The organism is Streptococcus oralis (assembly GCF_001075875.1).
Classification (GTDB): domain Bacteria; phylum Bacillota; class Bacilli; order Lactobacillales; family Streptococcaceae; genus Streptococcus; species Streptococcus oralis_I.
In genome coordinates, this window is the sequence record NZ_JUOS01000087.1 from 19,114 (window position 1) to 29,632 (window position 10,519).

Here is a 10,519-nt window from a genome sequence, read left to right on the forward strand (position 1 = left end):
TTCCTTCACTCTTTCTATCGATGGTTAACTGCTTTCATAACACGCGCAATGTCTCGGTCTTGCTCACGACGTTTAATCGACTCACGTTTATCGTAGTCATGTTTTCCTTTAGCAAGTCCTAAAAGAAGCTTGGCATAGCCGTCTTTGATGTAGACTTTAAGTGGAACCAGAGTCATCCCTGTCCCTTTGGTTTCTTGCTCCAATTTCTGGATTTGCTTTTTATGAAGGAGAAGTTTACGACGACGTTCTGGTTCCTGATTCCAGATGTTGCCCTCCTCATAAGGAGCGATATGGACATTGCTCAGCCAAACTTCCCCATTCTTAACCTGAGCAAACCCATCTTTCAGATTGATGCGGGCTGCTCGAACACTCTTGATTTCAGTTCCTGTCAGGACCATTCCTGCTTCTAGCGTATCTACGATAGTATAGTCGTGGTGCGCTTTTTTATTTTGCGCGACGACCTTTCCCTCGCCCTTTGCCATGCTTAGCTCCTTTCTTTGCTACTTCCTTATAAAAAGGTTTCTTACTTTTTTTCTTCTTGTCTTTTGAAGAATGCTTACGCTTATCATTTGAGCGACTAGCTTTTCTCTTGTCTTCTTTCTTATCCGAACGACGACCTCTATCCTTACGGCCAGAATGTTTCAAGCCTTTCTCAATGACATCAAATTCACTTGGAATAAAGGAGAAATCAATCTCACCAGTCATCTTATCGGCTCTTTCAACACGAATACGTATCTGTTGTCCCACACGGAAGGTTATCCCTGATTTCTCCCCACGAAGAGTCAAATCACGTTCGTTAAAATGATAGAACTCAGGTAAATTAGTAATGTGAATCAAGCCTTCGACTGTATTTGGTAATTCAACAAAAAGACCAAACTTGACGATACTTGAAACGACTGCATCATACTCTTCACCCACAAACTCTTCCATGTATTCAGCTTTTTTCATGGCTTCAACTTCACGCTCTGCCTCAATAGCTCTGCGCTCACGATTTGAAGACTGGGTCGCAATCTCTGGAATGACCTGTTCAAAATGTTCTGCTATTTCCTTGGAACGTCCATAGTCACGAATCATTCGGTGAACCAAGAGGTCCGGATAACGGCGAATCGGACTGGTAAAGTGAGTGTAATAGTCCGCTGCTAGGCCATAGTGACCATGATTATGCTCAGAATAACGAGCCTGTTGCATAGAACGCAGAAGCATCATAGAGAGAACATCCGCATAAGGCTCACCTTCAACAGCACTCATGATGTCTTGAAGAGCTTCCTGACTAATCTCACTCGCAGTCCCATAGATTCTCAAGCCAAAACTAGAGGCATAATCAATAAACTTCTGAACTTTTTCAGCTTTAGGTTCCTCATGGATACGATAGATAAAAGGTAAATCAAGCTTGCTGAAATGCTCAGCAACTGTTTCGTTTGCCATCAGCATAAAGGACTCAATCATACGTTCTGCAGTCCCACGATGACGAAGAACAATATCTACTGGTTTCCCTTGTTTGTCAACCAAGATTTTAGCTTCATTGGTATCAAAATTAAGAGCTCCACGCTTAATCCGCATACCTTCAAGAATTTCATGGAGCTTAGCCAAGAGTTCAATGCTAGGAACAATTTTCTTATATTCTTTTCTCTTCTCCTCATCACCTGCTAGGATATCATTGACATCGCTATAGGTCATACGGAAACTTGTCTTGATAACTGTCTGCGTAATCGTATAATTACGAACCCGACCATGTTTATCAATTTCCATGATAGCTGATTGGGTCAAACGATCTACTTGAGGATTGAGGGAACAAATACCATTTGAAAGGCGTTCTGGTAGCATTGGAACTACACGGTCTGTCACATAGACAGAGGTCGCACGATTGAGGGCTTCTTTATCAAGAGCAGACCCCTCTGTCACATAGTAAGAGACATCCGCGATATGAACTCCAAGTTCAAAATTTCCATTCTTCAAGGACTTGATGTGAACTGAGTCGTCCAAGTCCTTAGCATCTGCTCCATCTATGGTAAATGTAATTTCATCTCTCAGGTCCAGACGCCCCTCCATGTCCTTTTGGGATGGAGCATCAGGTACACTTTCAGCTTCATTGAGAACTGCCTCCGGAAACTCTGAGACAATATCCATTGATTCCAAGACCTCAAGAACGTCAATTCCTGCATCTGTTGAATGTCCAACCACATCTAGGACACTCGCCACAAAGAAGTCATGTTTCTTACTTGGGTACTTGTCAATAAAGACCTTGAGTACTTCTGTCCCTTCTAGTTTGAGAGATGGCTTTTTCACATAAATCGGTTGACTTATTTTTTGGTTTTTAGAACGGATATAACCTGCATACTTAGGCTTTTCCTCATCGAGAATAATTTGCCCAACAACTGTCGTTAAACTGTGCTCTAGGATGTCGATAATCTTTGCTTCTGCAGCAGTTCCTTTGTTACGGTCAGCAACTTTCTTAATGACAACTTCAACAGTATCACCATCAATGGCGTAGTTAACATCACTTTTCCCAACAAAAAGATCGTCTTCTTCGCCTTCAAGGCTTACAAAACCGAACCCATTTTTATGGGCATGGAAAATTCCTTTTAGGGTAATCTCATGTTTTTTCTTCTGGTCTAGGGTTAAACTACCATCTTCTTCAAAGCGAATCTGGTGCTTACGTTCCATCAAGGAAAGAGTTTTGATTAACTCACGGAAGTCCTTTGAACCATCCTTCCCGAGAGCACTGGCCAAGTCATTAACTGTGACACTCCCCTTCTCTTGTAAATATTCTTTTATTCTATCTTTCATGTTTACTTTCTAGATTTATATTAATTTCTTTTTGGTGTAAAACCTTATTTCTTTTAAAAATAAAAATAGGCAAAGACCTAGTCTCGCCCATTATTTTCTTATCTACTTGATAATACCGTCAATGCTAAGGCAATGGCTAGCCAGAAAAAGACTAAAATTCCTGTCAAACGTTGCATCACAGCTTCAAAACCACGCGCTTTGCTACGTTCAAACAAATCACCTGCACTGGCATCAAATACATTGCTAGATTGGTTTTTAGTTGGTTGCATGAAAATTGCAATCACAATCACAACAGATAATACTAATAAAATGGTTAATAATAGGTTATACATATCAAACTCCTTAAAATCCCTATTATTCTACCATAATTTCTACTTAGATTCAAGATGTAGAGTCACTTTTCTTTCTTTTGGGCAATACTTTAAGACCTCTATCTTGTCTGGATGGGTTTTGGAGTTCTTACTGGTTAGATAATTGATGCTGCCACAAGAGGAGCATTTGAGATTGATTTTTACTCGCACTAGATTTCCTTCACTTTTAATAATGTTCTAAATTGGATAAGGTTAAATAAACAACTGAGAGCTACACAAAGAGCTGTTGCATAAAATACTGAGTGATAGCCAAATTGTCCCGCTACTGCTGATCCTGCTAAGGGACCTATCACTCCTCCTAGATAAAAGAAGACTTGATTAAAGGCAAATACCCTTGAAATGCCTGATTTGGGGGTCATCTTGCTAAGGAGTGCATTTACACCAGGGATCAGAGCTCCTGTCCCCAGACCAAATAGAAAACGATAGAAGCCTAATTGGAATGGGCTAGTCGCATTTGCACATAATAGATATATGAAAACTGAATATACCTGAGCTACGACAAGGAGTCGATGATTGCCCACTTTATCACCTAATTTACCCATGATACCTGCACTCATCATACTTGAAAATCCCATACTGGATACAATCAAACCAGAGACAAAAAGAAGATTCTCTTTCTGTCCCAAATCTCGTACATAAAGGGCAAGGATGGGACCGATAGATTGGGCGGCAAATTGAATCACAAAACTAGTTAGAAATAGATTCAACAGGATAAAAGGGTATTTGACAGAGGTAAAAAGTTCTCTTGTGGGAAGGGCTTTTTCTTTCGATACTGGTTGGAATTTTTCTTTGATAAAAAGAATGGTTAAGAAAGCAGCCAAAAATAGGAAACTACCAACTAATAAAAAGACATTTCGAATGCCAAAAATTTCGGCAATGAGTCCACCGACAAAGGGGCCAGTCAAAGTTCCAGCGACAACACCAGTTGATAAAGTCCCTAGAGCGTATCCAGACCTATCTTTGGGTACTTGACTAGCAATCAAGGCTGTTGCATTTGGAACAAATCCTGTAAAAACTCCATTAAGGAATCGTAAGAACAAGAGCCAGAAAAAATTTGGAACGAAAGCTAAACCGCCCATGGTAATGGTCATGGCTAGCCCTGCACGAATCATCATAGGTTTTCGACCATACTTGTCTGCTAATATTCCCCAAATTGGTGATACAAAGGCTGCAGAAATTGCAGAAACAGATATAGCTAAACCTGAATAAAAGGCAACTTGATCCCCTTTAACTCCTAACTGTTCCACAAAAATAGGCATGAAAGGAACAACGAGAGAAATGCTGGCTCCTGTTAAAAAGCAACCAAACCAAGCAATACGAAGATTATCCTTCCAACTAATCTTTTGCATGGGCATCGCCTCCTTCAAGTAAGGTCACTACTTGACTCAAAAGCTGCTCTCGACTGCCATTATTGTCTAATATATAGGTAGCAAATTTCTTCTTTTCTTCTAAAGGCCACTGTGAAGCTAAACGAGTTTCAGCTGACTCTTTGGATAACTGATCACGGTTCATTAAGCGATCCAGCTGGGTATCTCGGCTTACATAAACTAGCCAAGTTTCATCGAACCATGAAGCATAGTCCTGTTCAAAAAGCAATGGAATATCCATAAAAAATAGTTCTTCTATTTCACTGAACTTGTCTCTCAAAGAGCCCAATTCTTCACGGATGATTTGTCCTTGAGTTTCTTTAGACCATTCTCTCTCCTCAGAGTTAGAAAAGATCAGACTGGCAAGTAATGGACGATCCAGCCCCCCATCTTCTAGAAGGACTTTTTCACCGAAATGCTCTACTAAAATCTGAAAAAGGCGACCACCAGGTTTTTGAAGTTGGTGAACAAGCGCATCCGCATCTACCACTTCAAACCCTTTTTGTCTTAGAAAATTTGTGACGGTGGACTTCCCGGATGCAATACCACCAGTGATTCCGATAATTTTTCCCATCACTTTCTCCTTTGACATTTTGGGCAAAAATGGGTTCCACGACCACCGAGTTGAATTTTTTCGATAATGGATCCACAACGTGAACAAGCTTGTCCAGCTTTATCATAGACTTGATGAAAGTCTTGCATGGTCCCATCTTCGCCAAATGCATTGGTATAGGTGCGAATGGTTGAACCGCCTTTCTCAACAGCCTGCCCCAAGACTGCAATGGTCTGTTCATGAATAGCTGTCGCTTCAGCTCTTGTCAAACTCTGAGAAGGACTAGCTGGATGAACCTTGGCCCTCCAGAGAACTTCATACACGTAGATATTACCCAATCCTGCAACGAGAGTCTGGTCGAGAAGATGCGATTTGATAGGTTTTTTAGATTTCTTCAGGGCAGCTATAAAATTCTCTAAGTCAAAATCCTGTTCAGTAGGTTCTGGTCCAAGCTTTTTAGATACAAAGTAAGCATCTAAGAGTTCAGGAGCAAGCAATTCCATAGTTCCAAACTTGCGTACATCCTCGTACACCAAAGTACCACCATCTTCAAACTGGATAAAAATATGAGCATGCTTACGCTCAGGAACATTGGTTGGGTAATAAAAATACTTGCCTTCCATCCTTAGATGAGAAATCAAGACCTTATCTGTCAGGTAGAAAAGTAAATACTTGCCACGGCGCCCCATCGATTGAATCTCTTGACCAGGCACTTCATTTTGAAACTCGTCCAAATCTGTCTTAATCATCTTGGGATAGCGAATTTCTATACTCGAAATCTTCTTCCCTAGAATCAGTTTTTCAAGACCTTGTCGAACCGTTTCGACTTCAGGTAATTCAGGCATAACTCCTCCTTCTCTAAAAACAAGAAGCAGGCTACTGCCCACCTCTTCTTAATATTCTTTTTCGTTATAGCCAAAGTCAGCCAAATCTAGCTTCTTATCTCGCCAGTTTTTCTTAACCTTGACCCAAGTTTCTAGGAAAACCTTGTCCCCTAGCATAAGCTCGATATCACGACGGGCCATAGTCCCAATTTTCTTGAGCATGGCACCACCTTTACCGATGACAATCCCTTTTTGACTGTCCCGCTCGACCATGATAGTTGCTCGAATATGAACCTTGTCTGTATCCTCGTCTCTTTTCATTGAGTCCACCACTACTGCAACTGAGTGTGGAATTTCTTCACGAGTTAAGTGTAAGACCTTTTCACGAATCATCTCAGAAACCAAGAATCGTTCTGGATGGTCAGTAATTTGATCCGCAGGGAAATATTGGAAACCTTCCTCAAGATTTTCACTGAGAATATCGACTAGACGAGAAACGTTATTTCCCTGAAGGGCTGAAATAGGAACAATTTCCTTGAAATCCATCTGGTTACGGAAATCATCAATCTGAGACAAAAGCTGGTCTGGATGAACCTTGTCAATCTTATTGACCACCAAAATTACAGGAACCTTAGCAGCCTTGAGTCGTTCGATAATCATATCATCACCCTTACCTCGAGCCTCATCTGCTGGCACCATGAAAAGTACGGTGTCCACTTCACGAAGGGTGCTATAGGCAGACTCTACCATAAAATCTCCGAGCGCTGTCTTAGGCTTGTGAATACCTGGTGTATCGATAAAGACAATTTGCTCCTTATCAGTGGTGTAAATCCCCATGATTTTATTGCGCGTTGTCTGCGCCTTATCACTCATGATAGCAATCTTTTGCCCCATAACGTGATTTAAAAAAGTTGACTTCCCTACATTTGGACGTCCTAAAATAGCTACAAAGCCTGATTTAAATGTCATAATTTCCTCTTACTGTTTAAAATAATAAATCCCAAATCCGTGGGAGAAAGATGAGTGCACCTGTCAAAGCCGCAAAAAGAGAAACCACAAGCACGGCACCAGCCGCCATGTCTTTAGCTTTTTTTGCCAACATAGAAAAGTGATAGTGACTAGCCAAATCTACTACATTTTCAATAGCTGAATTAATAATCTCAAAAGCTACCACCATGAAAATGCTCATAAGTAGAAATAACCATTCGATTCGTGACACCTGAAAAACAAAACCTGCAAGAACAACTACAAGAGCTGTCGCTGCATGCTTTCTCATATTACGTTCTTCCTCAATTGCAGTCAAAATCCCTGTAATGGCAAATTCTAAACTGGATATTAGGTCACGATTTTTCCATTTTCGTTTATTGTCTTGTGAGTCCATAGGCTGTCAAAATTTCTTCTTGTAAACCGAACATCTCCGCTTCTTCTTCGGGAGTGTAGTGATCATAGCCGTTAATGTGTAAAAAGCCGTGCACTGCCAAGAAGCCCATCTCACGCTCAAAACTATGACCGTACTCCTCAGCTTGCTCATGTGCCTTATCAATGGAAATGAAAAGCTCACCGATATAGGCATCAAACTCAGACATCATCTCTGCTAATTCTGGATTTTCAAGTAAATCTTCTTCGTCAAAGGCAATTTCCAACTCTGGCTTATACTCAAGGCTAATGACATCTGTCGGACGATCGGTATCACGAAACTCTAGATTGAGTTCATGGCTTCGTTCGTTGGTCACAAATGTGACCGCCATTTCCTTGTCTTCTTTTCCAATTTTTTTTGCAGCAAATTCTAAAATTTCCTGTGTTTGTTCTAAAATTTCTTTTGAAACTTGTCCAGTTTCATCTACCATTTCAATATACATGTGCTTCTCGATTCTCTTTACTTGGCTTTATTATATCACATTTCTATGATTTTATTCTACCTTTTTGATATAATACTATGGAATACATTCACGAGGAGAGAATCATGTCATTTGATGGATTTTTTTTACACCACATGGTTGAGGAATTGCGAACTGAACTACTAAATGGTCGCATCCAAAAGATTAATCAACCCTTTGACCAAGAATTGGTCCTGCAAATCCGTAGCAATCGTAAAAGTCATCGTTTGCTCCTGTCTGCCCATCCAGTTTTTGGACGCATCCAGTTAACAGAGTCCACCTTTGAAAACCCTGCTCAGCCATCTACTTTTATTATGGTATTGAGAAAGTATCTTCAAGGAGCAGTTATTGAGTCAATCGAGCAAATTGAAAACGATCGTATCGTGGAAATCACGGTTTCCAATAAAAACGAGATTGGGGACCATATCCAGGCTACACTCATCATCGAGATTATGGGCAAACATAGCAATATTCTCCTTGTAGATCAGTCTAGTCACAAAATTCTTGAAGTTATCAAGCATATCGGTTTCTCTCAAAATAGCTACCGTACTTTATTACCAGGTGCTACTTATATCGCTCCTCCAAGTACAGAGACTCTGAATCCTTTTAGCATCAAGGATGAAAAACTCTTTGAAATTCTTCAAACTCAAGAATTGACAGCTAAAAACCTTCAAATCCTCTTTCAAGGTTTGGGAAGAGATACAGCAACCGAGTTAGAAAGACAACTGCTTAATGATAAACTAGCCACTTTCCGGAACTTCTTTGGACAAGAAACCAAACCTTGCCTAACAGATAAATCCTTTTCTTGTGTGCCTTTTTCTAGTAAAACAGCGGAGAATTTTGACAGTCTTTCACAATTACTTGATATCTATTATAAGGATAAAGCCGAACGTGATCGTGTCAAACAGCAGGCTAGCGAACTCATACGTCGCGTCGAAAACGAACTACAAAAGAATCGTCAAAAACTAAAGAAACAGGAAAAAGAACTTCTGGCTACCGAAAATGCAGAAGAATTTCGTCAAAAAGGTGAGTTACTAACCACTTTCCTCCATCAAGTTCCCAATGACCAAGATCAAGTCATTTTGGAAAACTACTACACCAATCAGCCTATCACGATTGCACTTGATAAGGCTTTAACGCCAAACCAAAATGCTCAACGCTACTTCAAACGCTATCAGAAATTAAAAGAAGCTGTTAAATACTTGACTGACCTGATTGAAGAAACCAAGGCAACCATTCTCTATCTAGAAAGTGTCGAAACGGTACTCAATCAAGCCGGACTCGATGAAATTGCTGAAATTAGAGAAGAATTAATCCAAACAGGATTTATCCGTCGAAGACAAAGGGAAAAAATCCAGAAACGACAGAAACCAGAGCAGTATCTAGCTAGTGATGGAAAAACGATCATCTACGTGGGGCGCAATAACCTACAAAACGAGGAATTAACCTTTAAAATGGCCCGTAAAGAAGAACTCTGGTTCCACGCTAAGGACATCCCTGGAAGTCACGTTGTTATCTCTGGCAATCTCAATCCTACTGATGAGGTTAAAACAGACGCAGCAGAACTTGCAGCCTACTTCTCTAAGGGACGTCTCTCCAACCTGGTTCAAGTAGATATGATTGAGGTAAAAAAACTCAACAAACCAACTGGTGGAAAACCTGGTTTTGTCACCTATACTGGGCAAAAGACCCTCCGTGTCACACCCGACCCTGAAAAAATTCAGTCCATGAAAATCAAATAAAATCTTGTATACTTGTGGGCTGTTACTGCTATAGACTCAAATAAAAATGGGAGGTGCGTTCAATGCTACGGCATATCAAATCTATTTTAACCATAATATTCGGAGCTGCCATTTATGCCTTCGGACTCACGTATTTTGTTGTGCCCCACCACTTATTCGAGGGTGGAGCAACGGGAATCACCTTGATTACCTATTATCTCTTTAACATCCCTATCTCCGTGATGAACCTCATCATCAATATCCCATTATTCATTCTAGCCTGGAAAATATTTGGTGCAAAGACCCTATACAGTAGCCTGCTTGGTACTATTTCCTTATCCATTTGGTTAGCAATCTTTGAAAAGATTCCTCTCCACTTTAATCTTGAAGGAGATTTGGTTATCGTTGCCTTGGTTGCGGGTGTTCTTTTGGGACTTGGTCTAGGTGTTATCTTCAATGCTGGTGGTACCACTGGTGGAACAGATATCGTCGCTCGAATTCTCAACAAGTACACCAATATCTCCGTTGGAAAATTACTCTTTGCACTAGACTTCCTTATCCTAATGCTCATTTTAATTATTTTCCAAGACCTTCGTCTCGTAACCTATACACTTTTATTTGACTTCATCGTCTCTAGAGTTATTGACTTGATTGGTGAAGGCGGATATGCTGGTAAAGGATTTATGATCATCACCCAAAAGCCTATGGAGTTAGCTGATAAAATCAATGAAGAGCTCGGTAGAGGTGTCACCTTCATTTCTGGGCAAGGCTACTACAGTCAAAAAGATTTGAAAATTATTTACTGTATTGTAGCAAGAAATGAAATGATTAAGATGAAAGAAATGATACATACCGTGGATCCGATGGCCTTTATTACCATCACTGAAGCACACGAAATTTTAGGAGAAGGGTTCACCTTCGTAAAAGAAGAAACTTCATGACATCTAGATATCAAAAATGAGGCTGGGACAAAAGTCCTAGCCTCTCAATTGTCTTTGGATTGTCGAGCAAGACGCAGT

The 10,519-nt window shown here is 40.4% G+C and carries 12 protein-coding genes; 2 read left to right on the forward strand and 10 right to left on the reverse strand.

Going from position 1 to position 10,519, the window contains the following annotated elements:
- Positions 1-14: 14 nt before the first annotated feature.
- The 10 genes from smpB to ybeY form a co-directional block, all read right to left on the reverse strand.
- Positions 15-482, reverse strand: coding sequence for an SsrA-binding protein SmpB (gene smpB, locus ADM33_RS05295; RefSeq protein ID WP_001051741.1), 468 nt, complete (start codon positions 480-482; stop codon positions 15-17).
- Positions 445-2,787, reverse strand: coding sequence for a ribonuclease R (rnr, locus tag ADM33_RS05300; protein ID WP_049503541.1), 2,343 nt, complete (start codon positions 2,785-2,787; stop codon positions 445-447). Before rnr ends, smpB begins: the two co-directional genes overlap by 38 nt.
- Positions 2,788-2,885: 98 nt before the next feature.
- A complete protein-coding gene (gene secG / locus ADM33_RS05305) occupies positions 2,886-3,119 on the reverse strand; it encodes a preprotein translocase subunit SecG (RefSeq protein ID WP_000282514.1) in 234 nt (77 codons plus the stop codon).
- A 39-nt stretch (positions 3,120-3,158) separates the two neighbouring features.
- Positions 3,159-3,308 carry a 50S ribosomal protein L33 gene (gene rpmG, locus ADM33_RS05310; protein ID WP_001809104.1) on the reverse strand — a complete coding sequence of 50 codons (150 nt, stop codon included), beginning with the start codon at positions 3,306-3,308 and terminating at the stop codon, positions 3,159-3,161.
- Positions 3,308-4,507 (reverse strand): multidrug efflux MFS transporter, encoded by a 1,200-nt coding sequence (locus ADM33_RS05315; protein WP_049503543.1) that lies wholly within the window; start codon positions 4,505-4,507, stop codon positions 3,308-3,310. Before ADM33_RS05315 ends, rpmG begins: the two co-directional genes overlap by 1 nt.
- Complete coding sequence (gene coaE, locus ADM33_RS05320; protein WP_049503545.1) at positions 4,494-5,099, reverse strand: dephospho-CoA kinase; 606 nt, start codon at positions 5,097-5,099, stop codon at positions 4,494-4,496. The genes ADM33_RS05315 and coaE overlap by 14 nt, the downstream gene beginning before the upstream one ends.
- A complete protein-coding gene (gene mutM / locus ADM33_RS05325) occupies positions 5,099-5,923 on the reverse strand; it encodes a DNA-formamidopyrimidine glycosylase (RefSeq protein WP_049503546.1) in 825 nt (274 codons plus the stop codon). Before mutM ends, coaE begins: the two co-directional genes overlap by 1 nt.
- 48 nt (positions 5,924-5,971) lie before the next feature.
- On the reverse strand, positions 5,972-6,871 hold the full coding sequence (gene era / locus ADM33_RS05330) for a GTPase Era (RefSeq protein WP_049503548.1): 900 nt from the start codon (positions 6,869-6,871) through the stop codon (positions 5,972-5,974).
- Between the two features lie 16 nt (positions 6,872-6,887).
- A complete protein-coding gene (locus ADM33_RS05335) occupies positions 6,888-7,283 on the reverse strand; it encodes a diacylglycerol kinase family protein (RefSeq protein ID WP_049503550.1) in 396 nt (131 codons plus the stop codon).
- Complete coding sequence (ybeY, locus tag ADM33_RS05340; RefSeq protein ID WP_049503552.1) at positions 7,264-7,761, reverse strand: rRNA maturation RNase YbeY; 498 nt, start codon at positions 7,759-7,761, stop codon at positions 7,264-7,266. Before ybeY ends, ADM33_RS05335 begins: the two co-directional genes overlap by 20 nt.
- 104 nt (positions 7,762-7,865) lie before the next feature.
- Here ybeY and ADM33_RS05345 point away from each other — a divergent pair, with 104 nt between their 5' ends.
- Entirely contained in the window at positions 7,866-9,521 is a 1,656-nt protein-coding gene (locus tag ADM33_RS05345; RefSeq protein ID WP_049503554.1) for an Rqc2 family fibronectin-binding protein, read from the forward strand.
- Positions 9,522-9,583: 62 nt separating this feature from the next.
- Positions 9,584-10,441, forward strand: coding sequence for a YitT family protein (locus ADM33_RS05350; RefSeq protein ID WP_049503557.1), 858 nt, complete (start codon positions 9,584-9,586; stop codon positions 10,439-10,441).
- Positions 10,442-10,519: the final 78 nt, after the last annotated feature.

Bases quoted from the DNA above. Each gene is read 5' to 3' on its own strand.
- smpB (WP_001051741.1), bottom strand. From the start codon at position 482: ATGGCAAAGGGCGAGGGAAAGGTCGTCGCGCAAAATAAAAAAGCGCAC.
- rnr (WP_049503541.1), bottom strand. From the start codon at position 2,787: ATGAAAGATAGAATAAAAGAATATTTACAAGAGAAGGGGAGTGTCACA.
- secG (WP_000282514.1), bottom strand. From the start codon at position 3,119: ATGTATAACCTATTATTAACCATTTTATTAGTATTATCTGTTGTGATT.
- ADM33_RS05315 (WP_049503543.1), bottom strand. From the start codon at position 4,507: ATGCAAAAGATTAGTTGGAAGGATAATCTTCGTATTGCTTGGTTTGGT.
- coaE (WP_049503545.1), bottom strand. From the start codon at position 5,099: ATGGGAAAAATTATCGGAATCACTGGTGGTATTGCATCCGGGAAGTCC.
- mutM (WP_049503546.1), bottom strand. From the start codon at position 5,923: ATGCCTGAATTACCTGAAGTCGAAACGGTTCGACAAGGTCTTGAAAAA.
- era (WP_049503548.1), bottom strand. From the start codon at position 6,871: ATGACATTTAAATCAGGCTTTGTAGCTATTTTAGGACGTCCAAATGTA.
- ADM33_RS05335 (WP_049503550.1), bottom strand. From the start codon at position 7,283: ATGGACTCACAAGACAATAAACGAAAATGGAAAAATCGTGACCTAATA.
- ybeY (WP_049503552.1), bottom strand. From the start codon at position 7,761: ATGTATATTGAAATGGTAGATGAAACTGGACAAGTTTCAAAAGAAATT.
- ADM33_RS05345 (WP_049503554.1), top strand. From the start codon at position 7,866: ATGTCATTTGATGGATTTTTTTTACACCACATGGTTGAGGAATTGCGA.
- ADM33_RS05350 (WP_049503557.1), top strand. From the start codon at position 9,584: ATGCTACGGCATATCAAATCTATTTTAACCATAATATTCGGAGCTGCC.